This is a genomic window from Alteromonas sp. DY56-G5 (genome assembly GCF_041414725.1).
Taxonomy (GTDB): domain Bacteria; phylum Pseudomonadota; class Gammaproteobacteria; order Enterobacterales; family Alteromonadaceae; genus Alteromonas; species Alteromonas macleodii.
The window spans coordinates 33449-59625 of record NZ_JANHZQ010000031.1; the positions used below are offsets into that span (position 1 = coordinate 33449).

Here is a 26177-nt window from a genome sequence, read left to right on the forward strand (position 1 = left end):
AGAAATAAGCACCCGCTAGAACAGTAAACGAAATACGACCTTTCAAGATAATTCGCCAAATAGTAGTATTTTTGACCACTGCGTTCTATCTGAGCCTATCGTCGTCTAAAATTTCGTTTTATTGAGCGATAAAACACACTGCTTACCTTATTTGGCTTAAATAAAAAATTGTCTTAGCTTACAATGCGCTGATGACTTATCCCGTTCCAGCTAAACAGGTTGAAACCCTGTACGAAATTAAGAAAAGCAAATTCATTGCTTGTGCCGGCTTTGCAAATTCTCGTGAAAGTGCAATGGCGCTTTTAGATAGTGTGAAACAACGGTATCCCGACGCCAGACACCATTGCTGGGCTTATGTTTTTGGCAACCCTAACTCGCCAAGTAGCGCGGCGATGGCTGATGACGGCGAGCCTAGCGGCACTGCCGGTAAACCCATATTAAATGTACTCCAGCACAAAGATATCGGCGACATCATGATTATTGTCACGCGTTATTTTGGCGGAATTAAATTAGGTGCGGGGGGATTGGTAAGGGCTTACTCGGCTGCAGCACAGCAAGCCATAGATGCTCTTGAGGTAAGACAAGAGATAAAGCTGGAAGCGCTTAGCGTAGACATCGATTTCAAACATGAGCAGTTTGTACGTCACTTGGTAGAGCAAGCTCAAGGTAAAATTGCGAACTGTAACTATGGAAGCAGCGTGGTAATAAATGTTGAGCTACCTTTAGATGCACTTCAAGACTTTAAAAAGCAGATGGCCCCATTGCTTTTTCAGTGTCAGTTGAAAACGAGTAAGTCCTAGAAAACAATAAGCAAGTGATAAAATTAGGGCTAGCTTTTGATGGTTTCTATATGTAAATAAAAAAGGCTCTGAAAACCACCAGAGCCTTACCTTTTAATCACACATAACTAGGGCCTGTTAACCTTATCCTTTAAAGGTGCCTCGAATGGGGTAGTTGTTATCTGGGTTACGTATAAACTCCAAGCCTGATACAAGTTGCTCTAAGTCAGGGCGCACAAACGGCGCGTTTGCTATTTCAGCAATATGAATGTCGTTTTTTTCATTCACTACAAATAGCGCAGGTTCAGCAAAATTGTGGTCGGTTTCTTTATCTGAACGCGGCTTGGAGATGTATAGCCCAAGTTTTTCCATATCTTCTTGCGAGAGACCGTAAGCAATAGGGAACGTAATCGACAGGTCGTCTAGATGCTCATCGAGCTGTGCTTTGCTGTCACCACTTACAGCCACCAAATCAATATTGAGCTCACGTAGACGACCTTTATAATCTTCTAATTTGTTCAGGAATTTAGTACATATTGGGCAGTGTTTACCGCGATAAACAACCACCATTTTCCAATCACATCCCTCTTCTTTATTGGTAAGCGACACCGTTTCCCCTGTCGATAGGGTTGCTGAAACATCGGGAAATGTCGTTGCTGGATGCATTTTTTGCGTATACATAAAAACTCCTTAAAGTCGGTTTAATCCTTCAAAGTACAAGCGAGATCGCGATAAACTGCTTTGTACAGATACACATCAAAGTAAAATTCTATACGTTGTACCCAACTTTCAGATCGTTTATTTGAACAATTGTTCAAATTTTTATTATCTTTCCTCTCGCGTTTTCTATACCAGCGACAGACACAAAAAAAGCAGCTCAATTGAGCTGCTTTTATTTTTTAGCCAAGTAACGGAAACCTACAAACGTAGACCTTTACTGTCGTTATCACAAAAACGAAGGTCTTCTTATCGAGACCGGTTCGCATGAGTCTAATAAAGTCTTAGTTCACATAGCCTTCATTAGCTTTCACTGTAAGTGGGTGATAGCCCGGTTTCGCTTCTTCAAATGCGCGTTTAGCAAACGCCTTGCCTTCAGGTGTTTTTGATAGCTCGCGATAAAGGGGCCTAACAAGCTTATTGCGCCCTATCGACACCAAGTAGCTATACAAACGATCATAGGCAGGCTGATAGTTATTCTCTACTGCGATCATCAACCAGCTATGAGCAATTTCGTTGTTTTTAGTCGAGGTGAGTGAAAACGCTGAATCTAGCTCAGCCAGCTTTGCGCTGCTTAGCGATTCGGGCATGTTGTTTAGAAAATATAGCCACTCGTGTACAGTCCACTGCGCGGTTTCAATATCCGCCGCTTTCACGTCGCCAGAAAGCCAAGCGCTTCGTGTGTCATCGATTTTAGTGAACGCATCAGATTCTGGCTGTGGCGCTCCCTCGGGAATGCCTGGTTCAAAAATCCACGTTTGGATGCGCTCCGCGTCTAGCTTATCTGGATACTGCTTTAACAAGGTATCATCTAAATAAGCAATAAACGTGTCGGTAGTAATGCTCTTAAAAGCAAAGTCTTTAAAGTACTGCATTAAGAAAGCATCAAAGTTTTCTCGGCCAATCTTTTGTTCAATTTCACGTAAGAAAAGTGCGCCTTTTTCATAGGGAATATTTGAGAAAACATCGTCCGGATTGCGACCACGAAGGTCAATAGCCAGGATCTCATCATTTTCCTCTAATGCAGCAACATCATTCTCCAGGTCTTGATAACCGAGCACCGCTTCTTTTTTGAAACGATCGTGACCGTAGATCATTTCCATAATTCGGTAAGTTAAGTAGGTTGTGAAGCCCTCGTTTAACCACAGATCACGCCATGTTGCATTTGTTACTGTATTCCCAGACCAGCTGTGCGCCAGTTCATGAGCAATCAATGAAACCAAGCTTTTATCACCAGCAATGACCGTTGGGGTGATAAACGACAAACGAGGGTTTTCCATACCACCAAACGGGAATGACGGCGGTAGAATTAATAGATCGTAACGGTCCCACTGGTAAGGTCCATAGGTTTCTTCTGTTACTTCTAACATCGCCTCAGTGTCTTCAAATTCTTTCGCTGCACTTTCAAGTAACGCAGGCTCAGCATACACACCGGTACGCTCACCCATGGCTTTAAATTCTAAATCACCTATAGCCAACGCAATAAGATACGAAGGGATAGGCTGCGGCATGGTGAACTCATATTCACCATCGCGCTCGGTGGTAGGATCGTTTGACGCACTCATCACCGCCAACAGCGCTTCAGGTGTCTTAATGGTCGCGTCATAGGTTACGCGTACTTGCGGTGAGTCTTGAAGCGGAATGAAGCTTCGCGCGTGAACCGCTTGCGCTTGGGTAAACAGGAACGGGTGCTTTTTACCTGCAGTTTGCGCTGGCGTTAACCATTGTACGCCAGACGCTTCAGGTGAGGTTGAATACGCAACCGTTACTGCGTTTGCGGAACTAGGTAACGTAATAGTAAGAGGTGTACCTAAATCAGGGTCAACCTCTCCCATTTCAAAAGGAACACTTTCACCGTCTACGGTAACACTTTGAATGTCTAATGCTCGCGTATCTAACACCAATGTGTTGTTGTCGGGCTTTTCACGCTTTACATCAAGCGTTACGTCGCCAACAAGCTGCTTGGTCTCAAAGTTTGCAGTTAAGTTTAGGCTGAGATGGGTCACCCGAATCTCATTGGGGTTCGCGAAGGAGTGATAATCTACCCCAGAGGCAATAGCCGCGTCAGCTTGGCTTGCTACTGCAACATTTTGTGCTTCAGTGTCTGAAGTCGAGCGTACGCTGACGGCTTGCTCTTTGTCTGTCTTGGCTGCGTCTACATTGCTGTTGTCGCTGCATGCGAACAAAACAGGCGCGCATACGAATGTAGCCAGTAATCCGTATTTTTTCATATAACTTCCTAAAGGATGATTGATACGATCTCAGTGTATCAATCTGTTATATGACTGGCGACTCTAATTCGAAGAGCTGCGTTGTAACTGCGCTATATTTCGAAAAGCAGTAAGGGTTAACGTGAATAAGTGCAGGATAGCTACGCCATCTGACGAAGACGTAGCTATCCGACAAGGGCATTAACTATCTGCGTTAACCGCTGACTCGTTTGCCGTTTAATTAAGCAAGGCTAATATCTACTTCAATGTTACCGCGGGTCGCATTTGAGTATGGGCATACTTGATGCGCAGTTTCCACCAAGCCTTGCGCTTGTGCTTTGTCCATATCGCCCAAATCTACCGTCAGTTTTACTGCAATAGCAAAGCCTTGTTCAATAGGTCCAATTGCAACGTTGCCAGTTACACTAATGTCATCGGCCAGCTTAATTTTTTGCGATGCAGCCACATGCTTAAGTGCACCGATAAAGCACGCCGAATAGCCCGCTGCGAACATTTGTTCAGGGTTCGTCCCTTCTCCACCTGCACCGCCCAATTCTTTAGGTGTAGAGAGTTTAAGGTCTAGCTTACCATCACTTGATTTCGCTGTTCCTTCACGACCACCTGTTGCTGTTGCACTTCCGGTATAAACGACTTGTTGAAGTTTATGCATAGTTACTCTCCTCATAGGTTTATTTAAACAACTACTTTGCATGCAAAATAAATTATCACCAAACCAACTTGCAGATCAAGTGCTTTGTATGCAAAATATTATTATTAAGAAAAAGCCGTATCGATAAGGGTTAAGCGTCATGTCAGAATTATTGAAGTTGGAAAATCAGCTTTGCCACCGTTTTTATACGCTGTCGAATGCATTCACTCGTGCTTACCGCCCCCTTCTTAAAGCGCTGGATATCACCTATCCTCAATATGTGACTTTAATGGCGCTTTGGGAAGATGACGACATTACTATTGCCGAGCTTTTAGAGAGAACGGCCATAGACGGTGGTGCTATGTCGCTGATTCTTAAAAAGCTACAAGACAAAGGCTTCTTAGTTGTCACTAAAGATAAAGCCGACAAACGCGTTAAGCGCGTTCAACTCACTGAAACGGGCAAGAAGAAGAAAGCCATAGCAGAAGACGTGCCTGCGCAAATGCTCTGCAAGCTCAATGGCATGACTGCAGATGAAAGCCGTACGTTAAAAGTCCTACTAGACAAATTAGGCGGCTGTTTCGAGAATGCAGATTTAAACCAGTCCGGATAGATAATCACCACTCAGCCCTACATTCCCACGCTTTGCTAGGAAACTTGCCAGCGCCTTGTGAGTGGGCAATTATCTATGCGTATTGGTATTTTAACCTCTTTTTGTAATCTGATTGTCATCAGATTTTTGACGTTTTCTGTTATTATTTTCGCATTGAGCGAACAAGTGTGCGCTATAATTGTCCTAATGGACGTAGTAGGGAAAATGCTGAACTGCGCGCATCAATTGAAAGCGCTAGTCGCTGAAATGATCGCATGTCTTATCGAGAAAGTGCGACAAGAGGCTTTAAGGGCATTTACTACCCATTATTCTTAGAAATAAAAAAACAGGAGCTGTGATGATCCAAGAACAGATTCAGACACAGGCTGTGCCGCAATCAAAAAGCATTCCTGCAAAAGCCTACTCTGTACTGGAAGAGTGGCTGAACAGTATTAGTCATGGGGTTGGCTTTATTGCTGCTATCGTGGGTTTAGTATTTATGTTGTATCGAGCGGAAGATACGCTCGCGTTAACCACTGCAGCTATTTATGGCTCTACACTCATTCTGGTGTTTTTAAGCTCAACCCTTTATCACGCCATTTCCCATCAAAAGGCAAAGGGATGGCTTAAGCTATTTGACCACAGCGCAATATACTTATTGATAGCAGGTACTTACACACCATTGCTACTGGTTTCGATTGGTGGCGTGTTGGGTATTACTATGACCGCAATTATCTGGAGCTTGGCAATTGGCGGCGTGGCGTTTAAGCTCGTCGCGCAGCACCGTTTCCCAAAGGTATCCGTGATGACTTATTTGCTGATGGGATGGATTGCACTGGGTCTTATCTACCCTCTTTATGTCGCCCTTCCCGGTGCTGGCCTATGGTTATTGGTAGCAGGCGGGCTGTGTTTCAGTGTAGGCGTGTGCTTTTACGTGGCAAAAAAGGTAAAGTACACCCATGCAATTTGGCACATGTTCGTGATTGGCGGATGTAGCTGCCACTACTTTTCAATTTATTATTTTGTCGTTTAACAAAAGGCCCAAATTAAGCTGCTATGCCAAAACCATGTAAAAACTTATGCTAACAAACAAGCAAGACGCCGAGAAAAAGGAAAACAGCACTACGTTGACACCAGGTATTGCGTGGTTTTCACTACACGCAGGACAAATATGCTTGGGTAAAAAGCCCGTTGAAAGTGACTTTGAACGCCTTAAGTCACTGGGTGTTACCCATATTGCAACGGTACAAACCAGTGAAGAGAACGCACCGGTTATTCGTGATCGTTCAATAGCAGCTGGGTTAGAGTGGCTTTGGGTTCCTTTTTTACACCCGTCGTCAGAGTCCCCCACCGAAGACGTACACCTTCACCAATACCTTCATGAACTATCTCAAATGTTGACCGAAGGAGCGAAGATATACTTACATTGCGATGGCTCACAGCACCGCTGTAGCCTTTTGTTCTATGCACTTTGCCACTATTGCCGTGTTCCATCTAATAGCGCTTACAATGCGCTGCACAGCTTTGGCGCTAGTGCGGCAAATAACCTTAAGAGATCCGAACTCACTTGGGCAGCAGAATTAGGGCATATTGCACCTAAAATGTAGGCCAATAAAAAGCGCGCCTTCGTTATCAACGTTCATTAACGAAGGCACGCGTGCTATTTTAACAAAGCAAAGCGTTCATAAGTGCGCCGAGCTTATTTATTTAAAACTGATAAATATTAGCGTTGGTGAGAAGTTTATTCGCGTCTATTTTTTCTTGAACACAGCGCACTATATCAGCACGAGTAAATACATAAATTCGGTCTTTGCGCTCGCGGCTCTCGTCCATCTCAAAATCTTTCAGCACCATGCTGATATGTTCATTTTCCGGCAGACCGCGTAAGCCTGACCCAAATCTGCATAAGGTCTCGCTCATGCCCGACTCAAAACCGGCCAGAAACGTTTTGTAAGCTTGCTGCTGCTGCGCTTTACGCGCCTCCATTTGTTTAGTCTGCTCTTTTTCAATTGCTTTAAGCTCATCCTTCATGCTTTTTTCTTTCGCTTCTAATTGCTTAAGCTGCTCTCCAGACTGCTCTTTTTGCGCGAGTAATTCTTTTTTTCGCGCCTCGTCAGCGTGACGCAATTCAAAGGTAATATCTCGCAGTTCACGCTCTACTTCTCTTGCTTCCCAGGCAAGTTCACGCTGCATGTTGCGCAAGTCGCGTAAGCGACTATTGTTGTCAGCAAACGCCTGAGAAAAACGATGGCTGGTTTCTTCTGCGTAAGCTTCCCACTCTCTGGCTGCTTCAAACACAATGTCATCAACATCACTAAACGAATTTGCAGACGGAACTGGTGGTGCAGGCGGTGCAGGTGGTACGGTGGCAACTAATCCTTCTACCAGCGTTTCTATCTCTCGTACCCAGTTACCGCTTTGGCCTCTTACTGAAAAAGTAAATACCGCCCCCTGCCCAGCAAGATAGCTGGTTTCAATTTGACTCACTCTCCAAGAATCAGTTGCGGCATTTTGTCGTAAGGACGTTTTGAGTACCCCAGACATTATTTCTAATTCATTCGATAGCGTGTCATATTTTTGCGCACTTTGTGCGTTCGCAAGACCACCAGCAGCAGAGCAAAGTAGTAAAGCAGTTAATAAACGTTTCATAATTTCACCTAATTACATTAATCATCTAGCGACGACTGTGGATTGTTTGTTTCATACGGCATGGTTAATGGCACTTCAGAACGCCTGTTAGGTAAACTTACCGCGCTGTACCCTATTTCAATGTCATCAATTTCATCCTGTAGACGCGTAAATTGGCGTGCATAGAATCTTTGATCGTCAATACGCTGCTCGTTGATAAATTTAATAAGCTCGGCAAAGTCGTGTTTGCGCTCTTCTCTACTCGACGCTAATAAGTACTTAGTAAGCTCTGCACTGCTTTGTTGCTGCTGTGTAGATAGCGCCTGAGCGTATTCTTTGAATAGTGTTTGGTTTGCTTGTTGATAGAAATCACGTTGCTCACCTAAAGCTTTAGCAACTTCCTGCGTAACGCGCTGCTCAACCATTTCATCCACTGTGTTGGCGCTTTTGTTTGAAAACGTAAGCGCTATACCGTTATCGCTATACGACAGCTTTGCGCCTGTGAGTACGGCTAACAGCGCACAGGCCGACATGGCCATGGCACACGCTGGCAAGCTAAACCAAGACGACAGCGAACGTGGTTCATCTTTCTTAAAAAAGGTCTGTTCTTTGTCCCACTGGGGAAGTGCCGGAGCAACGAAGCTTGCTCTTGCGCTGTTCAAACGGGCGCTATTTTCTACCGCCTGCGCAAATTCAGCATCTGCTTCGCACAACGCGTTAAACTGCTTTTCTTGCTCGCTATCAAGCGAGTTGTCCAGATAAGCTGAGAATAAGGCTTCTTTGTCATATAAGGTCATTATTCCAACTCCAACTTCAATTTTGCTAAGGCAGCGTAAAGTCGCGACTTAGCGGTATTTACTGAGATATCCATTTGCTGTGCAATTTCTTCGAACGTGAAGTGGCCGAAGAATTTCAATTCCACCACAGCTTTTTGGCCTAAAGGTAAAGTCTGCATAGCCTGCGTTAACGCTCTACTCTCTCGGTCGCTATAAAGCTGCATTTCTGGGCATGGTGCACCGCAAGGCGGCGCCTGTATGTCGTCAATGTCTGAATGCGGCTTTCGCTTGCGATACAGCTCAACACAGCGGCAGTGGGCAATGCGATAGAGCCAACTTTTAAAACTGCCCTCACCTTTAAAACAGGCAAGACTGCGAAACACAGAGATAAAAATCTCCTGCATTAAATCTGCTGCATCATGGCTATTCCCTGTCATTCGAATACCGTATTGATACATAGCGGTTTCGTAGCGAGATATAAGCGTAAACCACGCTTTTTTATTACCCTTTAATGCCTGTTCCACGAGTTTTTCATCTCGTTTATTAAACACGCCGTTCCCCGTTTTTACGCTCTGTTTTTTTACTTAACCATTAAGTCGATAGGCTTTGCAAAAAAGTTTGTTTAATTGATAAATAAATTGTCATTTAGGGAATAACGCCAATGAAACTGTGCTTTAAGCGATAGATGAAGAACTTCTTTGGGGTTGGTGCACAAGACAATAATTGATGTCAGCAATAAAAAAGCGGCTGAACCTACAGGCTCAACCGCTTTAGCTAAATATGAAAGGTAGCGCGCTCAGCGCCAAGCTTATTTTAACGTGGGAATAGGCAGCAGTGGCGAGATAATTTCACCAATACGACGAAACAGCTGCATACGCGTCGTGCCTGAACGCCATACTAAGCCAATCTCACGAAATCCCTGCTCTTCAGCGGGGAAGCTCTTAAGACCTGTGTGCTCAAGAATAGACTGGTTTATCGCAAGTTCAGGTAAAAAGGTGTAGCCCATTTTGCTATTCGCTAATTGCACCAAGGTATACAAGCTGCTAGCCGCTACGCTGCTAATTTGGTCGCTGTGCTGAAGATTGCACGCACTTACCGCATGCCCGGTCATACAGTGCTCTTGCTGTAGTAAGAAAATACTCTTTTTCGGCAAGGTTGAAATGTCGACAGGATTAGGTAGTTGCTCAGCAATATCTTTGTGCGCAATAAGATGGAACGGGTCATGCCCTAAGACCATCTGTTTACACCCTGGTGTTTCCATTGGCAACGCTAGAATAAGTAAGTCTAATCTGCCGTCGGTCAATTGCTGTAGCAACTTCTCCGTCGTGTCTTCCTGCATTTCCAAGTTGATCTCGGGTAAAAATGCAGAAAACGCTCCCATCATTCCTTCAAAAAGAAACGGCGCAATGGTTGGAATAACACCTAATTTTAAGGTGCCTCGCTGCCAATTGCCTGCGTTTTGCGCATACTCAACCAGCTCTCCCGCTTCCTGAAGTAGCACTTTACTGCGTTCAACGATATCTAGTCCCAACGATGTAAACACAAAGGTTTTATGTTCACGCTCAAGAAGTTGGCTTCCGAAGTGCTCTTCAAGGTTCTGAATGGCCGTACTCAATGTTGACTGACTTACGTTACAGCGCTGTGCAGCACGGTGAAAATGTTGCTCTTGATGTAGCGTCACCAAATAGTGCAGGTGCTTAAGATTAGGCCATTTCATGGGCATCTCACAATTATTTAAAAAGGGATTAAAAAATATTGGATTAATCTAACATAAAGATTAAATAGCGCCTAGGGTTGATACCCATGGTTAACGAGAGCGATCTTCTATTATTCACAGCTGTACATATACAACATCCTAAAAAAGAGGTAGATAATTCTGTTTATTGTGCAATCTATAAGAAGCTTTTGAGAATTTGACATTTCCCGCTGGAAAGCCCCAATAAGTAGCGTTAGGATTAAATTAAAGCGTTATACGCAACATATTTTTACAGCGAAGTAAGACCCGCTCTTGTATCATTCAGTCAATAGAGCGATTAACTATTGAGGGCAGTATGAAAGGACATTATAAGAACATTTTATGTGTATTAAGCGACTCTCATCGTCAAGATGATACGGTAGCCCAAGCACTCCATATCGCCAAAGCGCACCAAGCCTCGCTTACCATTATGCTTTCGCTAGAATCTTTGCCGCCCAACGCCAGTATGGTCATGGAGTCTTTCTCTTATGTTGATTCTCAGCAAACCATGGAAACCCAAGCCCAGCATTGGTTAAAAGAACAAGCGGAAAGCTGGGGAAAACACTATCCTGTGTCTACCGCGGTAACGGTAGGTCAGCCGCTTATTGACGTTGTGCGTTATGTAAAAAAGAACAATATCGATCTAGTAATTAAACGGGCAGAAGAGAGCTTTCTAGATAAGTTATTCGGAAGCTTAGATATGCGTTTATTCCGCAAATGCCCTTGCCCGGTTTGGATCATTAACCACAAGCCTCGCAGTCAGTACAAAAACGTAGTTGCAGCACTGGATTTGAACTATCACTATCCTCAGCATGAAGTGTCTATTAGGCGCGATCTTAATCGCGACATTTTGCGTCACGCAAGCCAAATAGCCTTGCTAGAATTTGCACAGCTGCACATTGTCCACGTTTTCGATGCGGTTCCTGAAAACATAGCAAGAGACGGGTTTATATCGGTTGATAACGACAGAATGGAAACCGATCTTGCAAAAATCCATGCCGAGCGTGAATCGGAACTAGACAAATTGCTTGAAGAACTAGGCAATGAATTGGATGACAATGTATTAGAGTATTTGAAACCTCAGAAGCATATTGTTCACGGTTACCCTCGAAGAGAAATTGCAGCCACAACCACATCCCTTGATACCGACATTATTGTTATGGGCACAGTGGCACGTTTAGGTGTGCCTGGCTACATCATGGGCGACACCGCAGAAGAAACTATCCATCAGCTTAAGTGTGCCGTTGTGGGTGTTAAACCCCGTGGCTTCGAAACGCCTATCTCTATTGATTAGGTTATTAACTCAACAAACAAAAAGGCCGTGCTTCACTTCAAGCACGGCCTTTTTTAATTCTTTTCGCTTAATACGAACGTTTGTAAGCGCTGTGTTTTACGCTACGCCAAACGACGCTTTAAGAATGTAGAAGAAAATAATCGAGAGGATTGCGCCTGCAGGCAACGTAACAATCCACGATACGACGATATTTCTCACAATGCCTAGGTTAAGCGCTGATACACCACGCGCCAGACCTACACCTAGTACCGCTCCTACAAGCGTTTGGGTAGTCGAAATAGGTAAACCCGTACCTGATGCGATAACTACCGTACACGCTGCAGCGAGTTCTGCTGCAAAACCGCGGCTTGGTGTTAAGTGTGTAATACCTTGACCAATGGTCTTGATAACGCGATGTCCAAATAGCGCAAGACCCGCAACAATACCTAAACCACCAAGAGGAAGGATCCAAGGTGCAAGCGTAGTGCTAGAGTTAATTTCGCCGCCACTACTTACTACGCTAACTACCGCAGCCAATGGTCCAATAGCGTTAGCTACATCATTTGAACCGTGGGCAAACGCCATACAACAGGCTGTTACTACCATTAGAAGTGCGAATACTTTCTCAACGTTAGCCGCCTGTAGGTCTGCATCTTCAGAACCGCTGAACTTCATACGGCCGATAAACCATTTACCCAAGAAGCCCAACGCTACGGCAATAGCAATCGCCAGCACATATCCGTTAACAGCGCTTAGCTCTAAACCAACGTGCTTAAGGCCTTTCTTGATAGTAACAAGCGACATCACAAAGCCCGCTAATGCCATATAGAACGGCACATAACGCTTAGCATTTGCAAACGGAGAGGCAGTTTGGAAGATGAGCTTGTGCGCGCTCATGAAAATAAGATAAGCAATGATGCCTGAAATAGCTGGGGTTACTACCCAACTACCAACAATACCACCCACTTTGTCCCATGCTACTGCGTCCATGCTGACGCCAGTGGCAGTAAAACCGATGATTGCACCGATAATTGAGTGAGTGGTAGATACAGGCCACCCCAACCATGACGCTACCGCAAGCCAGATTCCAGCTGCAAGTAGTGATGAGATCATGCCTAATACAAGGTATTCAGGTATGTCTATAAAATAGGTTGAGTCGATAATCCCTTTTCGAATGGTAGACGTTACTTCGCCACCTGCTAGGTAGGCGCCAGCAAACTCAAATATCATTGCAATGATAATGGCTTGTTTTATGGTTAAAGCTTTAGAACCTACTGACGTACCCATTGCGTTGGCAACGTCATTCGCTCCAATACCCCATGCCATGACGAAACCAACGCCGGCGGCAAGGATTATAAGAATTAGGCCATAACTTTCAAAAAATTCCACGGATAATCGCTCCCGATCTAAACGCGATTTAGGCTGGACGCTACTTGAGTAAGTAGCATGATCTCTTCACCACAAAGGCTAGAGAATGAAGTTAAAGACAAATTGTGTTTTATCATAAGGTTCGATTAAATTTTGCACGATCTGTTCTTGGCTGCGGCGCATGATAACGTAATCATGTTAGAAGCCATAGCGAAAATCACTGAAAAACGATAAAAGTATGCGGAATTATTTGAATGCGATGATAAATCCACCAAATATTTCAGTTTTATGACAAATAAATTTCACGAACTTTCATATTTGAATATTACTACGCAAAATAACACTGACCATTTGGACAGGTTTACGTCAAATCTTCCAGCTTTTGCTGCATATTTTCCAGCGGTGTATGTCTAACATCAGTACCGCGAGTGAGATAAACCACATATTCACACACGTTTTTACATCTATCACCAATTCGCTCTAACGAGCGCATTGCCCACAACACATCCAGCCAATCCTGCATGTCGTCAGTGCTTTTCTGCATTTCGGAGGTGGTATACGACAGCAGCCGTTTGTACTCACTGTCAATGCGGTTGTCTTGGTCATACACTTCTAACGCCGCAGCCTCATCCTGACGAGCAAAAGCGTCGAATGTGCCGCGCATCATGGCGGCCACGCGCTCCCCAATAAGTAACATGCTGCTCTTAATGGTATCTGAGCTCGGCAACTTATTGCGCGTTACTAGTTTGGCAATACGCTCGATTTCATCGCCCATTCGCTCTATATCGGTAATGGCTTTGGAAATGGTCATAATTAAACGCAGATCGCTGGCGGTAGGATGACGTTTTGCAATAATGCGCAAGCACTCTTCGTCAATTTGAATTTCCATGGAGTTAATTTTTAAGTCGTTCAACACCACTTTTTCAGCCAGAGCGGCATGATTGTGCTTTACCGCTTTTAACGTATCCACCAGCTGCTGTTCAACTTCGCCCCCCATGGTTAATACCGAGTTACGCAAGTTTTCCAACTCGATATTAAACGTACCCGAAATATGCGTGTTTAAGGCTACCTGTCGCATGGTGTTTTCTCCTCGCGGCGTAAGCATAACGAATAACGACAATCAATCGTGCCGCTACCTGTGGCAGAACTATCGTGACAAACCGCGACATCTTGCCAAATTGAAGCATTACGGCGCAAACCCATGTTAGAACACACACCTACTGCTACGTTATCCATATCGCCCCGTTATGTAGTCTTCGGTTTGCTTCTTCTCTGGCATAGTAAACAGCGTATCGCTGTCTGCATATTCTATCAGCCTGCCCTGATGGAAAAAGGCGGTGTAGTCGCTTACCCTAGCCGCTTGCTGCATGTTGTGCGTCACGATAATAATGGTGCATTGTTTCTTTAATGCATCCATCAGTTCTTCGATAAAAAGCGTGGTCAGAGGGTCAAGGGCCGAGGTGGGTTCATCAAGAAGTAGAATGTCAGGCTTCAACGCTAGTGCTCTTGCAATCACCAAACGCTGCTGCTGACCGCCAGATAAAACATGAGCGGATTCAAATAAACGATCTTTAACCTCGTCCCACAGCGCCGCCTGTTTCAGTGCGCTTTCCACCGCGTCGTCTAAGTGTCGACGAATTTTAACGCCTTGAAGCTTAAGCCCGTAGCACACGTTCTCATAAATGCTCATAGGAAAGGGGTTGGGTCGCTGAAAAACCATGCCCACGTTCGTTCTTAGGCGTGACACATTTACTTTGCGGCTATTGATGTTTTGCCCATCAATAATAATTTCACCATCGTATTTGCAACCGTCATACAAATCGTTAAGGCGATTGAAACAGCTAATGAGTGTAGATTTACCGCAACCACTTTGACCAATTAACGCTGTGATTTTGTTTTTTGGGATCCGCATGCTGATGTCATTTAACACATGCTTATTGCCAAACCACAGGTTGAGTTTTTTAACCTCTACCGCAGTTTGTTCTTCACCAATGTCGTTAACGTTCAGCGTATTGTGTTCAAACAACTTCAACATGTTACAAAACCTGTATTATCCTTTGAGATAGCGTTTGCGCAGGCGCGCTCTAAGTACAACTGCCAGAATATTTAATACAAACACCACCACAAGTAAAAGCAAGCAAGCGGCAAACATCATGCTTGCGCTCTTTCCATCAGTTTGGCTGTGAAACGCTCCGTCATAAATAAGTACGCCCAAATGCATAAACTGCCTATCAAGGTGGAGATAAGGAAACTCTCCATCTATGGGCAAGGTTGGCGCAAACTTGACCGCACCCACTAACATAAGTGGCGCTACTTCACCTGCCGCCCTCGCAATCGCCAGAATTACGCCAGTCATAATACCCGGAGACGCAATAGGCAATACGGTACGCACTATAGTCTCAATTTTGGTAGCCCCTAATGCGTAACTGCCCGCTTTCAATCCTTCCGGCACCCTGCGCAAACCTTCTTCAGTCGCCACAATCACTACAGGTAAGGTCAAAATTGCCATGGTTAAGGCAGCCCAGAAAACGCCAGGGCTTCCCATTGTGGGTGCTGGCAGTGTGTCACTAAACAATAGCTCATCAATACTGCCGCCCAAGGTATAAACAAAGAAACCAAGGCCGAATACGCCGTAAACAATAGAAGGTACACCTGCCATGTTGCTTACACTGACACGAATAATGGTGGTAAGCGCCGTGTTAGGTGCATATTCGCTCAAGTAAATAGCGGCTAATACACCAAAGGGCGTTACGATGATGGTCATTAAGAATACCATGAGTACAGTGCCAAACAACGCAGGGAAGACGCCACCTGAGGTATTCGCTTGTTTAGGGGAATCGGTAAGAAAAACACCGATTTCCGAAAACGCCACCTGCCACTTTTCCCATGTACTTAGACGACTGACAAAATCTACATCTTGAATACTAGATATGGGAATAACAAACGGCGTTTCGTCAGCAAAACTTACCAATAAGGTATATTCGGCTCGTGTTGCTTCTAACGCTTCCACACGCTTTTGGTATTCGTCAAACGATGCCACTAAACGCTCTCTTGCTGGCGCGTCGGCAACAACATTACGTTTATCAAATTGAGATAGCGCTTCGTGAATAGGTGCAAGGTGTTGCGTATTTAAATCTTCAATTTGAGCGCTTATTTGAGCCACTTCCTCTAGCACAATATCAATGTTACCAAGAGGTTGAGGCGGTTTAGATGGCACGACGATGTATTCAGGAATTGCCAACACACGCCTGCCGTCTAACAGTTTTATTTCTGCGCTTTGGTTTGCAAGTAGAGAAGTCTCTATTTCCTCTCGAGATAACTGGATTTGAAAGCCATAAGGATGCTGAGCATCTGAGAATTTAAGTGTCACATCCTCATTTGTTGATTCATCAAATAGGTTCGCAAGCACCGAAAACCTTGTGCCGTCTTGATGCGTACCGGTAACCGTATAGATGGGTTCTGGCCAAAAATATGCCGTACCTCGAAAACTAATAAGTATAAGAACGCTAACTAGCGCAATAAGCAGCAGGCTGGTGAAAAAAGCCGTTAAGCTAATGACTAACGATTGACGCTGTACCGCACTTAACCCAAACGTTGTTCGATTAACCATAGTACGCCCTACTTCTTATACGCTGTCGCAATAGCTCTGCCATGGTGTTTACCAAGAAGGTAAACAGGAACAAAATACACGCGGTGAAAAATAGAATTTGATAGTGCGCCGATGATACATCTGCTTCTGGAAGTTCAATTGCCAAGTTAGCAGTAAGTGCTCGCAAACCTTCTATCAAGCCCCAGCTGGAGATTGGCGTATTCCCCGTCACCATAAGGACTATCATAGTTTCACCAAACGCGCGGCCGAAACCTAGCATAATCGCGGCAACAATACCCGGTAGTGCAACGTGAAGAACAACATGAAGTAAGGTCTGTAGTCGTGTGGCGCCTAAAGCAAAAGAGGCGTGTTTTAAATCATTTGGAACGCCGTTTATGGCATCTTCAGCAAGGGAATAGATACTAGGTGATATGGCCACACCTAACGCTAACGCTACCACTATAGTCGTTTTCCCGATGGGACTATCGGACTCGGCCGCAAGCATTGTAGACCCGTCTACCCCCATTATCGAGAAAATAAGCGAAGGCGCATACTCCACGCTAATAAAACCCAAAAGGAACACTCCGCTTATAGCAAATAGTAGCTCTGCTCCGTGTCTTAGCTTCTTTGGTAAGTATTCCGCAACAGGGCGCTGTACCAGGGCAACGACAATAAGTACAAAAGGGATAACGATTAGGAAAAAGGCAAAGGAAAATAAAAACTGCTCAGCTTTTGGCGATAACCAAATGGCTGCGATGAAGCCAATAAGTACACTGGGAATCGCTTCGAGCAATTCGATAGCCGGCTTAATAACGTTGCGAAGGCGGCTTTTAGCAAAAAACGCGGTGTAAATTGCGGCACCGATAGCAACCGGAATAGCAATAAGCAGTGCTAAAAGAGAGGCTTTAATACTGCCTATTAATAGCGGCGTTAAGCTAAATTTTGCCTCTTGGAAATCAGAGGCACTGGTGGTTTGCCATACGGTTTCTTCCGTTTCATACCCTTCGTAGTGCTGCGGTTCAAACAGAGAGGCCCATGTAGTAACGCCGCTTAAGTGCCTGCCTTCCCATACTGATAAGGTGCTATCTGAATAGCCATAAAGCTTATTGCCGTACCAAATGATATTCTCAGCAGAACGCTCTATCTGTTGTGATGCCACTACATCGCCTGATACACGGTTTACCAACAACACTCTTGCTTTATCGGTCAGCACAGCCACTAAGTTCATACTGGCATGTTCTGCCACATCCTTAACGTTCTCTCCTGGTAACGCTACTTGGTAGGTTTGTTCAAAGGTAAGGCCTTTATCGCTTTTGCTCAGCACCCAGCGAGTAAGTGTCTGTGTATTGCTGTTCATTAGGAAAAAGGTGCGGTCTTTAGCAAGCGGAAATACAATCTTCTCATCTAATGACGCTGTGATGTTTCCTGCTATTGGCAGTAGTGACGCACCTTCATCCGTGAGCCTATTTAGGAAAAGGGCATCATCCACTTGGAGTAACACGCTCTGACTGCCGGGTAACAATACGAGTCTGTCTATATTATGAAACCGTTTATCCACCACCTGTGTAGGGCGAAGCCGATTTACCCAACGGATAAACACTTTATTGTCTTGAACGATAGAAACCACTGCCCATTTTGAGGACAGTGCAATGCTCCAGTCACTGCGTCTCTCCCACTCATCTTTGGGAAGCGCGAACGTAATGCTGTTCGACAACGCTGCTTGCGGTGTACTTGTGGCAATATCCTCTGCGCTACCGTCGGTCATGTTGAACGATCTAACCGGTAAAACTCTCACTTGGGCGTTGGGAGAAACGTCTACGATATAGTTCTCTCCCATCACACTGTGGGAAGACAGTCTATGCTCACAAGGGCGGATGTAATCGTGATTACTTACCAGAGCATCGCCTTTAAGCAACTTTAATCCCAATCGACAGTCAGACTTCCTAACCAGCATTGGCTGACTGTTAATGATGTCGCCTGCGCTGATAATTTTTTCATTATCTGACGTTTTCAAGCTCAACAGATGATTTAAGCTAGGGGTATATGCCAACGGCAGAGCTTGGCTGATTAGATGGGTAATAAGAATAACTAACGTCAACAAAACAAGGCCGCCGAAGCCGGTCACTACATAGCGTGACCACCTGTCGCTTCGCTGGCGTTTTTTGTTTGTGCTGTTGCTGTCGAAAGTCATGCGGCTGTTTAGTAATTCTTATTTTCGAAATTCTTCATTTTTAAGAAGAATAACCCTAAATTGCACTGGTGAGCAGTGTAAGTTTTGTTATGCTAATAGCAAGTGAAAGTTTAAAGCATTACCTTCGCGCAACCTACTCTGCGCCTATGGTATTACCCAACAGGAAGACGATCAAAGTTTTTCTCTACACGCCCAATAAGGAGCATCGTATGCAATCATTGGTTATAAGCATTATGGGTAAAGACAAGCCGGGTTTAGTAGACGCACTGGCTAAGTGTGTATACAAACATGAGGGCAACTGGCAAGGGTCGAGCTTTGCGCATATGGCGGGAATGTTCACCGGTTTTGTAGAAGTACATGTTGCCGATGAGAACAAACAGGGCTTAATCGATGCGCTAGACGCCATTAAAGATTTGTCGGTGCAATCTGTAGCGGTAGCTAGCAGTGAAAATAACAACACCACCAAATTGACGGTTGATGTAATGGGCAATGACAAAACCGGTATTGTCCAAGAGCTTACCTCTGTTTTAAACCAGTTCAATTTGAATATTCTCACCTTTGCTTCACATTGTGAAAGCGCGCCTAACTGGGGCAGCCTGATTTTCAAAGCAAAAGCAGAAATTGCGGTGCCAGAAGATTTTGACGACGGCGCATTGCAAGACTCACTGGAGTCGTTGGCTAACGATTTGGTGGTGGATATTACCGCGAAGCGATAAAAACAAGGGCGTATTTGTGGTGCCATACACTATCCGCGCATCACAATTACGAACTTATCATATTGAAAGTTAATGGAATAACCACAACGCAATGCGTGCGCACTTGCACCAGAATACGTGTTGTCACAGTAGTGTCACTGACTGATGGCAGTCTTTGACCATTTTTATGAACGTGAATTGAGACATTATGGATAACGACGTTTTATATTATCCCAAAGAATTAAGCTGGCTTGCGTTTAACGAACGCGTATTGCAAGAAGCCGCAGATAAAAACAATCCCGCCGTGGAGCGAATTCGTTTTCTTGGTATTTACTCAAATAACCTAGATGAGTTTTATCGCGTGCGCGCCGCTGACGTGAAACGACAAATTACCATTGCGCAAAATGACGGCAATGAAGAGGAAGCTGAACGCCAAACCGCTCTTATGGCGCTTATTCAGAAAAAGGTCGTCCAGCTTTCTGAAAAGTTCGACCAAATTCATAAGGATGTGGTTAAGTCCCTAGCTCGCTACAACATACATATTCTTCGAAAAGACGATTTAGACGATTATCAAAAGCAGTGGGTACGCAACTTCTTCGTTAACAAAGCACTGCGTCACATTGCACCTATTTTAATAGATAAGAAGACCGACCTACTTAGCCGTTTGAACGGTACGTCGGTGTATTTATATGTGGCGCTTAGAAGAAAGGACCGCAATCCTAAATTTGCGGTTATTCAGGTTCCTACCTCTGAAATGTCGCGCTTTATGCTGATCCCACCGCAAAAAAGCCGCAAGAAGAAGAGCATTATTATGCTCGATGACATGATTCAGCTGTGTATCGAAGACATTTTCCGCGGTTTCGTGAAGTTCGACGAAATTGAAGCATTCTCGTTTAAAATGACGCGTGATGCGGAATATTCTATCAACGAAGAAATTGACGAAAGCTTCGTTGAAAAGATGTCTGAAAGTATGAAGCAGCGCCTTATCGCTGAGCCTGTGCGTGTTATCTACGACACGAACATGCCAGAGGACATGAAATCTGACTTGCGCAAGCGACTTAAGATAACCAAGCTAGATACCATGCACGCTGCTGGGCACTATCGTAACTTTAAAGACTTTATTGGCTTCCCTAATGTGGGTCGAGAATATTTAGAGCATACGCCGCTGCCTGCTATCGACAGCAAGGCATTCTCTAAGTACAACACCGTTTTCGATGCCATTACTGCGCGAGACATACTACTGTACTACCCGTACCACCGCTTCCTACACTTCACCGAGTTTTTGCGTCAGGCGGCTTTCGACCCGAATGTTAAAACCATACGTATTAATATTTATCGTGTTGCCAGTAATTCACGCATTGTAAACTCGTTGATTGACGCAGTAGACAACGGCAAAAAAGTAACCGTTGTGGTAGAACTTCGCGCCCGTTTTGACGAAGAGGCAAATATCGAATGGTCTAAGCGCATGACTGATGCAGGTATACGCGTTGTACTTGGCGTGCCTACTCTTAAAATTCACTCTAAACTTTGTATTGTGACCCGTGAAGAACGGGGCAGTTTGGTGAACTATGCGCATTTCGGTACGGGTAACTTCAACGAGAAAACAGCAAAGATTTATACCGACTACAGCTTATTCACCCGTAATCAAGAACTCGCCGATGAAGGCGTGGCGGTATTCGATCTTATTCAATACCCTTACCGACGCTACAAGTTCCAGCATCTTCAAATATCGCCATTAAACGCCAGAACCAAAATTCAGTCGTTAATTCGTCAAGAAATTCAGCATTTGAACCAAGGCCAAAAGGCACAAATCACTTTCAAAATTAACAACCTTGTTGATAAAGAACTCATTGATGATTTGTACCGGGCTAGCCAGGCGGGGGTTAAGATCCGCGGTATAGTGCGCGGTATGTGCTCACTTAATCCGGGGATAAAAGGAATAAGCGAAAACATCGAAATTATCTCTATTGTTGATAGATTTCTCGAACACCCTCGCGTGATGATTTTTGAAGGTGGCGGCGATAGAAAAGTGTATATCTCTTCTGCCGACTGGATGACCCGTAACATGGACAACCGCATTGAAGTAGGTTGTCCAGTGTATGATAAAGGTCTTCAACAGCGCATTGTTGATATAATGGAGCTACAATTTAAAGATACCCTGAAGGCTCGAGTGATTGACAAGGATCAGAGCAACAAGTACGTTCGCAGGGGAAATCGTAAAAAACTTCGTTCTCAGATAGAAATTTATGACTATTTGAAGAAGCTAGAAGACACTTTGTAGGATAGAAAATTAGTACATGACCCAGCACGAATCAGTTTTTAATGACGTGGAAACCCGCGAAGTCAATAAAGTCGCAGCACTAGACATTGGCTCAAATAGTTTTCACTTAGTAGTAGCACGCATTGTTGCTGGGTCTGTGCAGATTCTGCATAGAGTTAAACAAAAAGTTCGCTTGGCCGAAGGACTTAGCGACGACGATATCTTGTCTGATGAAGCGATGGAGCGTGGGCTTGCTATGCTAAAAGTAGTAGCAGAGAGCCTGAAAGGTTTTGAGCCCGACTCCGTGAGAATTGTCGCCACCCATACGTTGCGCAGGGCGCGTAACGCCCGCGATTTTATCAGCGCAGCAAAAGATATCCTTCCCTACCCTATAGAAGTCATTTCTGGTGTAGAAGAAGCGCGACTTATTTATTCAGGCGTTGCACATACTAACCACTCCGACGGCCAACAGCTGGTTATTGATATAGGCGGTGGTTCTACTGAGTTCGTTATTGGCGAAGGTTTTACGCCTTTACTTTGCCGCAGCCTTCAAATGGGCTGCGTGAGCTATACCAAACGGTTTTTCCCTGACGGTGAGCTAAAGCCAAAAGCCTTTGATCGCGCTATCACGGCTGCACAGCAAGAGCTTGAGTTAATAGACAATAAATATCGCAGACTGGGCTGGGTCCAGTGTATCGGTACGTCGGGTACCATTCGTTCGCTGTTCACCCTTTGTCAGCAAGACAGACCTAATGGCCACGATATTCCGGTGACACTTAAAAGTTTGCGCAATTTAATGAAGCAATTCATAAGCGCAGGGCATATAGACAAATTAAGCTACCCAGATTTAAGTGAAGATCGTCGTGTGGTTATTGCTGGCGGCCTCGCTATTCTTATCGCCGTTTTCAAAGCCCTAGAGATTGAAGGCTTGGTGTACTCGCCTGCCGCCTTGCGCGAAGGCGTACTTTATCAGATGGAAGATGAGCTTCATCACGCTGATATTCGCGGCAGAACCGCGAGTAGTTTGGCAACCCGCTACGATGTAGATACGTCCCAAGCCACTATGGTGCTCAATACAACCCTTTCACTTTTCAACGATGTTGAAAAAGCGTGGAAACTTAAAGGGCGTGACTTTAAAAGCATGCTCGGCTGGGCAGCTTTACTTCACGAAGTCGGCATGCAAATTAACTCTCGAGGCATACAAAAACACAGCGCCTATATTCTTGGTAATGTGGACATGCCTGGGTTTACGCAGGAACAACAATTACTGCTAGCTACGCTCGTGCGATTCCATAGAAAGAAAATTCGAACCAATGAATTGCCCGCATTTAATCTTTTCGATGAGCAGTCGGTTAAGCATTTAATCGCGTTACTGCGTTTGGGTGTACTGCTTAATATTAAACGCCAAGAGGGTTTTGTACCTGACCTCGTTGTTAATGTAGAAAAGAACGAACTGACCATTACCTTCCCCGATGGCTGGTTAGATGAAAAACCTATTATCTCAGCTGACCTGCTACGAGAAAGCCACTACTGGAAAGCGCTTGATTTAAAACTCACAGTTGTTCCTGATATCGAGCAATTACATCCCGCGGTGGAATAGACAAACAGCGCCACTCACAATCGCGCTTTCGATTTTAAAAGCGAATGGCGAATATACTCGAATACTAAAAAAATGGGGCCTTGAACCGATTGAGTCGGCGCATTAGCCCCACTTAGTCTCAGCACACTAATTATTGAGCTTCAACTTGCGTACTTTGTGACTGCACGCTGTCGTATTTTTTAAACCACGCCAAGATATTTTCAACTTTACCAATCATTCTAGATGGCTTAGAAGCAATCCCGTGGGGCGATCCAGGTACTTTTACCAGCACGCTATCAACCTTTTGAATCTTTAACGCTTGATAGAACTGCTCGGTCTCAGACATTGGCGTGCGCTTGTCCTCCACTCCCGTGATCAGCATGGTGGGGGTCGTTACATTGCCTACTAGCGATAGCGGTGAGCGCTTCCAGTAGTGCTCTACATTATCCCAAGGCATACCCGGAAATTGGAAAGGGATTTGATATAGACCTGAATCGGCAGTCAGCACTTTCGATAACCAGTTGATAACGGGTTTAGCGACTACGGCTGCTTTAAATCGGTTAGTAAGGCCAATAGCATAGGCTGATGCAATGCCGCCTGCTGAACCACCAGTAATAAACAGTCGCTCTGGATCAGCGATGCCTTTTTCAATAAGTGCATCTACGCCCGACATATGGTCTGAGAAGTCATATTCCGAACTGTATTTCCCTTGAAGTAGCAATGCAAAGCGTTCTCCATAACCTGTACTACCTCTGTGATTATCATAAAACACCACGTAGCCCTCTGCAGCCATGCGCTGCAGCTCAGCCGTGAAGACAGGGCCATAAGCGAGATTAGGTCCGCCGTGAATTTCCAAGATAAGCGGATACGTTTTCGAGCTGTCATAGTTTGGCGGCAGAATGTACCACCCCTGGATTTCTTCGCCATCAATAGAAGACGGATAGACAATTTCTTTTACTTCGCCAAGTTGCTTATGACCTAGAACGTCTTCGTTTAGTGCAGTAAGCTGTCGCTCGTTTCGCGTAGTGACATATAAATCAGCGGGGCGATCGGTACGTCCTTTGGTATACGCCACTACATCATCAACAGCGTGATAGGTGCCAAACACATAAGGCCGTCCTAACGTAGTACCGCCCAGCCCATTAGCTACGGCTTTAACTCTGCCCGATAGCGATACCACATCTACCTGCGCTAAACCGCGAACCGACTGCTGAAAATAAACGTGCTTATTATCTTTCCAGTGAAAGTTAGACACTGAATTATCAATGTCTTTTGTTAAATTTTGAGCATCTGTACCATCGCTCTTCATCACATACAAATAGCTATTTTTGTACATCACTTTTTCGTCATCGCGGCGTGCGTAAGCAATGTGCTTTCCGTCAGGCGATACGACAGGCGATGATTCAAGGCCTTTGTCGTTGGTAAGCTGTGCGATATTACCCATCATATCCACAGAAAAGATGTCCCCCTCAACAGGCTCATACTCCCAATTGTCACTGCGGTTGGCAGAGAAATAGATTTTGTCGCTATCAGGAGAGAAACTTAAGCGCCCATTGTGGTGATAGTTCCCTGAAGTAAGCTGTCGTGCTGTGCCTCCGTCAGCAGGAACAATAAAAATATGGGTGTAAGCAGGTTCAAGAATGCCTCGGCCATCGGCTTGATAGCGCGCTTTGGTAATATATTGAAAGCTAGGAGACCACTTTGCACCGTCAGGCTTTTTAGGCATTTTAATGTCTAGCGGCTTTTCCTTGGCATCAACGCTCATAGTGAAAGCAATATGCTTACCATCTGGCGACCAAGTGATGTTACTTGGGTTTGAGGTGACATTTGTTACGAGTGCCGTTTGCCCTGTATCCATCCAACGCACATACAATTGCGGTTTACCTTCTTCATTAGAAAGGTAAGCCAATCGGCTACCGTCAGGTGACCAGCGAATAGAATAGTAACTCTTTTTCGACGACAGTAAGGGGCGGTGTGACTTTCCATCAACCGACGCTAGCCATACGTTCGCTCGACTGCTATCCGACATAATGTCGTTTGAACGGCGCACATACGCAACATATTTACCGTTTGGCGACACCTGAACTTCGCTCACGTATTCCAAATTAAAAATATCTTCCGATTTAAAATAGCGTTCAGAGTCGGTAGTAAGAGATTCTCTCTCATTGCTTGCAAGCGCTGTGGATGGCATAGCTAGCGTGCCTACGCTAAATAGTGCAGCCCATATAGCAAACCGTTTTTTGACTGACGGGTACCTGTGATTTCTCGTAAAAGACATATCTCACCTTAATCTATTTGTTCTTATCCGTTCTTTTTTATGGGGTGATCACGTTGTAGTGATGCAATTATCGTCTCCATATTACTGAATATATTCAGCCAATAAAGATTAAACGTTGAGCGACATCGCTAGGCGATTAAGCGCAGTACACAGGGGCGCTGGCTTTAGCCGAATGGTTAGTTGCGTGATAGCAGTAAAGTGCTAACTTCTATATAAGGCTTAAAGGTAATGCCCATGAATAATCCACACGGCGAGTTTGAATGTAGCGTAAGCGGTCAGTTGCTGCTCTTCTCAGCGCGCGGACCGTGGAATGACGAAACCATGAGAAATGGCGTAGTAAAGATGTCTTCTGACATTTCAAAATTCGAAAAGGGCACTAAATGGGCACAAGTAAGCTGTCTTTACGGTGAAAGCCTGATGCCCCCTTCCACCTTTGATATTTTTGTAAAACAAACTCGGGTAAGAAAAACCCGCGGCCTGTCGTTTCTTGCCGTGGTCATATTAGATACCGACATTATGCTGACAACTAAGCATCAGATTTCTCAGTGCTACGACGCTGCCGAGGTTCCTTATGGCTTTTACGAAACGGTAGAAGATGCTTTAGAAGCGATGACGAATAATGGCTATGATTTTGATAGTGACGAAGCTGAGCGCTTTTTTGCCCGCTTTAACTTTACGCGTTAACATTTAACACCGCATGCGTTCTGCTTTTGTCACACGTTGAGTCTGAAATTCACCGCCAGCTTTTGATAAAGGCGAAAAAAAGGAGAGCGAGCGCTCTCCTCAGATTGATGATAAACCCCTCTTTTTTCGGAGGGGTTTATTTTTTCTAGCAGCCGAAGGCTGCGATCGCGATAT

Annotated in this window: 22 protein-coding genes; 9 read left to right on the forward strand and 13 right to left on the reverse strand. The window is 44.8% G+C overall.

Going from position 1 to position 26177, the window contains the following annotated elements:
- Nucleotides 1-191 precede the first annotated feature (191 nt).
- Nucleotides 192-800, forward strand: a complete 609-nt coding sequence (locus tag NO989_RS14930) for a YigZ family protein (RefSeq protein ID WP_156085985.1) — start codon at nucleotides 192-194, stop codon at nucleotides 798-800.
- 123 nt (nucleotides 801-923) lie between these two features.
- Here the strand turns inward: NO989_RS14930 and NO989_RS14935 are convergent, their stop codons facing one another.
- The 3 genes from NO989_RS14935 to NO989_RS14945 all read right to left on the reverse strand — a co-directional run bounded on the left by NO989_RS14935 (nucleotide 924) and on the right by NO989_RS14945 (nucleotide 4376).
- Nucleotides 924-1460, reverse strand: coding sequence for a redoxin domain-containing protein (locus NO989_RS14935; RefSeq protein ID WP_014975770.1), 537 nt, complete (start codon nucleotides 1458-1460; stop codon nucleotides 924-926).
- Nucleotides 1461-1780: 320 nt separating this feature from the next.
- A complete protein-coding gene (locus NO989_RS14940; protein WP_156085984.1) occupies nucleotides 1781-3727 on the reverse strand; it encodes a M1 family metallopeptidase in 1947 nt (648 codons plus the stop codon).
- 220 nt (nucleotides 3728-3947) lie between these two features.
- Nucleotides 3948-4376, reverse strand: coding sequence for an organic hydroperoxide resistance protein (locus NO989_RS14945; RefSeq protein ID WP_014948414.1), 429 nt, complete (start codon nucleotides 4374-4376; stop codon nucleotides 3948-3950).
- A gap of 139 nt (nucleotides 4377-4515) precedes the next feature.
- On the opposite strand from NO989_RS14945, the gene NO989_RS14950 reads away from it, so the two are divergent.
- From NO989_RS14950 to NO989_RS14960, 3 genes are all read left to right on the forward strand, one after another.
- Nucleotides 4516-4968 (forward strand): MarR family winged helix-turn-helix transcriptional regulator, encoded by a 453-nt coding sequence (locus tag NO989_RS14950; protein ID WP_039230769.1) that lies wholly within the window; start codon nucleotides 4516-4518, stop codon nucleotides 4966-4968.
- A 337-nt stretch (nucleotides 4969-5305) separates the two neighbouring features.
- Entirely contained in the window at nucleotides 5306-5980 is a 675-nt protein-coding gene (locus NO989_RS14955) for a hemolysin III family protein (RefSeq protein WP_014948411.1), read from the forward strand.
- 46 nt (nucleotides 5981-6026) lie between these two features.
- Nucleotides 6027-6554, forward strand: coding sequence for a hypothetical protein (locus tag NO989_RS14960; RefSeq protein WP_061484801.1), 528 nt, complete (start codon nucleotides 6027-6029; stop codon nucleotides 6552-6554).
- A 100-nt stretch (nucleotides 6555-6654) separates the two neighbouring features.
- Here NO989_RS14960 and NO989_RS14965 read toward each other — a convergent pair whose 3' ends face one another.
- The 4 genes from NO989_RS14965 to NO989_RS14980 form a co-directional block, all read right to left on the reverse strand.
- Nucleotides 6655-7596: a hypothetical protein gene (locus tag NO989_RS14965; RefSeq protein WP_014978448.1), complete on the reverse strand. Its 942-nt coding sequence runs from the start codon at nucleotides 7594-7596 to the stop codon at nucleotides 6655-6657.
- A gap of 17 nt (nucleotides 7597-7613) precedes the next feature.
- Nucleotides 7614-8372: a hypothetical protein gene (locus NO989_RS14970; protein ID WP_156085983.1), complete on the reverse strand. Its 759-nt coding sequence runs from the start codon at nucleotides 8370-8372 to the stop codon at nucleotides 7614-7616.
- Nucleotides 8372-8902 carry an RNA polymerase sigma factor gene (locus NO989_RS14975; protein ID WP_156085982.1) on the reverse strand — a complete coding sequence of 177 codons (531 nt, stop codon included), beginning with the start codon at nucleotides 8900-8902 and terminating at the stop codon, nucleotides 8372-8374. Before NO989_RS14975 ends, NO989_RS14970 begins: the two co-directional genes overlap by 1 nt.
- 257 nt (nucleotides 8903-9159) lie before the next feature.
- Nucleotides 9160-10068 carry a hydrogen peroxide-inducible genes activator gene (locus NO989_RS14980; protein ID WP_156085981.1) on the reverse strand — a complete coding sequence of 303 codons (909 nt, stop codon included), beginning with the start codon at nucleotides 10066-10068 and terminating at the stop codon, nucleotides 9160-9162.
- Nucleotides 10069-10402: 334 nt separating this feature from the next.
- Here NO989_RS14980 and NO989_RS14985 point away from each other — a divergent pair, with 334 nt between their 5' ends.
- The gene (locus tag NO989_RS14985) at nucleotides 10403-11380 is read left to right on the forward strand and encodes a universal stress protein (RefSeq protein WP_014975760.1); all 978 of its coding nucleotides are present in this window, start codon (nucleotides 10403-10405) and stop codon (nucleotides 11378-11380) included.
- A gap of 96 nt (nucleotides 11381-11476) precedes the next feature.
- On the opposite strand, the gene NO989_RS14990 is transcribed toward NO989_RS14985, so the two are convergent.
- The 5 genes from NO989_RS14990 to NO989_RS15010 all read right to left on the reverse strand — a co-directional run bounded on the left by NO989_RS14990 (nucleotide 11477) and on the right by NO989_RS15010 (nucleotide 18507).
- Entirely contained in the window at nucleotides 11477-12748 is a 1272-nt protein-coding gene (locus NO989_RS14990) for an inorganic phosphate transporter (RefSeq protein WP_039224609.1), read from the reverse strand.
- A 340-nt stretch (nucleotides 12749-13088) separates the two neighbouring features.
- Nucleotides 13089-13805, reverse strand: a complete 717-nt coding sequence (phoU, locus tag NO989_RS14995; protein ID WP_014948403.1) for a phosphate signaling complex protein PhoU — start codon at nucleotides 13803-13805, stop codon at nucleotides 13089-13091.
- 150 nt (nucleotides 13806-13955) lie between these two features.
- The gene (pstB, locus tag NO989_RS15000) at nucleotides 13956-14762 is read right to left on the reverse strand and encodes a phosphate ABC transporter ATP-binding protein PstB (RefSeq protein ID WP_014975758.1); all 807 of its coding nucleotides are present in this window, start codon (nucleotides 14760-14762) and stop codon (nucleotides 13956-13958) included.
- Between the two features lie 15 nt (nucleotides 14763-14777).
- Nucleotides 14778-16337: a phosphate ABC transporter permease PstA gene (gene pstA / locus NO989_RS15005; protein ID WP_075176031.1), complete on the reverse strand. Its 1560-nt coding sequence runs from the start codon at nucleotides 16335-16337 to the stop codon at nucleotides 14778-14780.
- Nucleotides 16330-18507, reverse strand: coding sequence for an ABC transporter permease subunit (locus NO989_RS15010; protein ID WP_156085980.1), 2178 nt, complete (start codon nucleotides 18505-18507; stop codon nucleotides 16330-16332). The genes pstA and NO989_RS15010 overlap by 8 nt, the downstream gene beginning before the upstream one ends.
- A gap of 209 nt (nucleotides 18508-18716) precedes the next feature.
- Here NO989_RS15010 and NO989_RS15015 point away from each other — a divergent pair, with 209 nt between their 5' ends.
- The 3 genes from NO989_RS15015 to ppx all read left to right on the forward strand — a co-directional run bounded on the left by NO989_RS15015 (nucleotide 18717) and on the right by ppx (nucleotide 23062).
- A complete protein-coding gene (locus tag NO989_RS15015) occupies nucleotides 18717-19223 on the forward strand; it encodes a glycine cleavage system protein R (protein WP_014975755.1) in 507 nt (168 codons plus the stop codon).
- 187 nt (nucleotides 19224-19410) lie between these two features.
- A complete protein-coding gene (gene ppk1 / locus NO989_RS15020) occupies nucleotides 19411-21483 on the forward strand; it encodes a polyphosphate kinase 1 (RefSeq protein WP_014948398.1) in 2073 nt (690 codons plus the stop codon).
- A gap of 16 nt (nucleotides 21484-21499) precedes the next feature.
- The gene (gene ppx, locus NO989_RS15025; protein WP_156085979.1) at nucleotides 21500-23062 is read left to right on the forward strand and encodes an exopolyphosphatase; all 1563 of its coding nucleotides are present in this window, start codon (nucleotides 21500-21502) and stop codon (nucleotides 23060-23062) included.
- 130 nt (nucleotides 23063-23192) lie between these two features.
- Here the strand turns inward: ppx and NO989_RS15030 are convergent, their stop codons facing one another.
- Entirely contained in the window at nucleotides 23193-25319 is a 2127-nt protein-coding gene (locus tag NO989_RS15030; RefSeq protein WP_156085978.1) for a S9 family peptidase, read from the reverse strand.
- A gap of 234 nt (nucleotides 25320-25553) precedes the next feature.
- On the opposite strand from NO989_RS15030, the gene NO989_RS15035 reads away from it, so the two are divergent.
- The gene (locus NO989_RS15035; protein ID WP_039230797.1) at nucleotides 25554-26003 is read left to right on the forward strand and encodes a hypothetical protein; all 450 of its coding nucleotides are present in this window, start codon (nucleotides 25554-25556) and stop codon (nucleotides 26001-26003) included.
- Nucleotides 26004-26177 lie beyond the last annotated feature (174 nt).

Excerpts from the sequence above, each read along its gene's own strand:
- pstB (WP_014975758.1), bottom strand. The coding sequence starts at position 14,762 with ATGTTGAAGTTGTTTGAACACAATACGCTGAACGTTAACGACATTGGT.
- NO989_RS15015 (WP_014975755.1), top strand. The coding sequence starts at position 18,717 with ATGCAATCATTGGTTATAAGCATTATGGGTAAAGACAAGCCGGGTTTA.
- NO989_RS14970 (WP_156085983.1), bottom strand. The coding sequence starts at position 8,372 with ATGACCTTATATGACAAAGAAGCCTTATTCTCAGCTTATCTGGACAAC.
- NO989_RS14935 (WP_014975770.1), bottom strand. The coding sequence starts at position 1,460 with ATGTATACGCAAAAAATGCATCCAGCAACGACATTTCCCGATGTTTCA.
- NO989_RS15010 (WP_156085980.1), bottom strand. The coding sequence starts at position 18,507 with ATGACTTTCGACAGCAACAGCACAAACAAAAAACGCCAGCGAAGCGAC.
- pstA (WP_075176031.1), bottom strand. The coding sequence starts at position 16,337 with ATGGTTAATCGAACAACGTTTGGGTTAAGTGCGGTACAGCGTCAATCG.
- NO989_RS14950 (WP_039230769.1), top strand. The coding sequence starts at position 4,516 with ATGTCAGAATTATTGAAGTTGGAAAATCAGCTTTGCCACCGTTTTTAT.
- NO989_RS14940 (WP_156085984.1), bottom strand. The coding sequence starts at position 3,727 with ATGAAAAAATACGGATTACTGGCTACATTCGTATGCGCGCCTGTTTTG.
- ppk1 (WP_014948398.1), top strand. The coding sequence starts at position 19,411 with ATGGATAACGACGTTTTATATTATCCCAAAGAATTAAGCTGGCTTGCG.
- NO989_RS15030 (WP_156085978.1), bottom strand. The coding sequence starts at position 25,319 with ATGTCTTTTACGAGAAATCACAGGTACCCGTCAGTCAAAAAACGGTTT.
- ppx (WP_156085979.1), top strand. The coding sequence starts at position 21,500 with ATGACCCAGCACGAATCAGTTTTTAATGACGTGGAAACCCGCGAAGTC.
- NO989_RS15035 (WP_039230797.1), top strand. The coding sequence starts at position 25,554 with ATGAATAATCCACACGGCGAGTTTGAATGTAGCGTAAGCGGTCAGTTG.
- NO989_RS14960 (WP_061484801.1), top strand. The coding sequence starts at position 6,027 with ATGCTAACAAACAAGCAAGACGCCGAGAAAAAGGAAAACAGCACTACG.
- phoU (WP_014948403.1), bottom strand. The coding sequence starts at position 13,805 with ATGCGACAGGTAGCCTTAAACACGCATATTTCGGGTACGTTTAATATC.
- NO989_RS14980 (WP_156085981.1), bottom strand. The coding sequence starts at position 10,068 with ATGAAATGGCCTAATCTTAAGCACCTGCACTATTTGGTGACGCTACAT.
- NO989_RS14955 (WP_014948411.1), top strand. The coding sequence starts at position 5,306 with ATGATCCAAGAACAGATTCAGACACAGGCTGTGCCGCAATCAAAAAGC.
- NO989_RS14930 (WP_156085985.1), top strand. The coding sequence starts at position 192 with ATGACTTATCCCGTTCCAGCTAAACAGGTTGAAACCCTGTACGAAATT.
- NO989_RS14985 (WP_014975760.1), top strand. The coding sequence starts at position 10,403 with ATGAAAGGACATTATAAGAACATTTTATGTGTATTAAGCGACTCTCAT.
- NO989_RS14945 (WP_014948414.1), bottom strand. The coding sequence starts at position 4,376 with ATGCATAAACTTCAACAAGTCGTTTATACCGGAAGTGCAACAGCAACA.
- NO989_RS14965 (WP_014978448.1), bottom strand. The coding sequence starts at position 7,596 with ATGAAACGTTTATTAACTGCTTTACTACTTTGCTCTGCTGCTGGTGGT.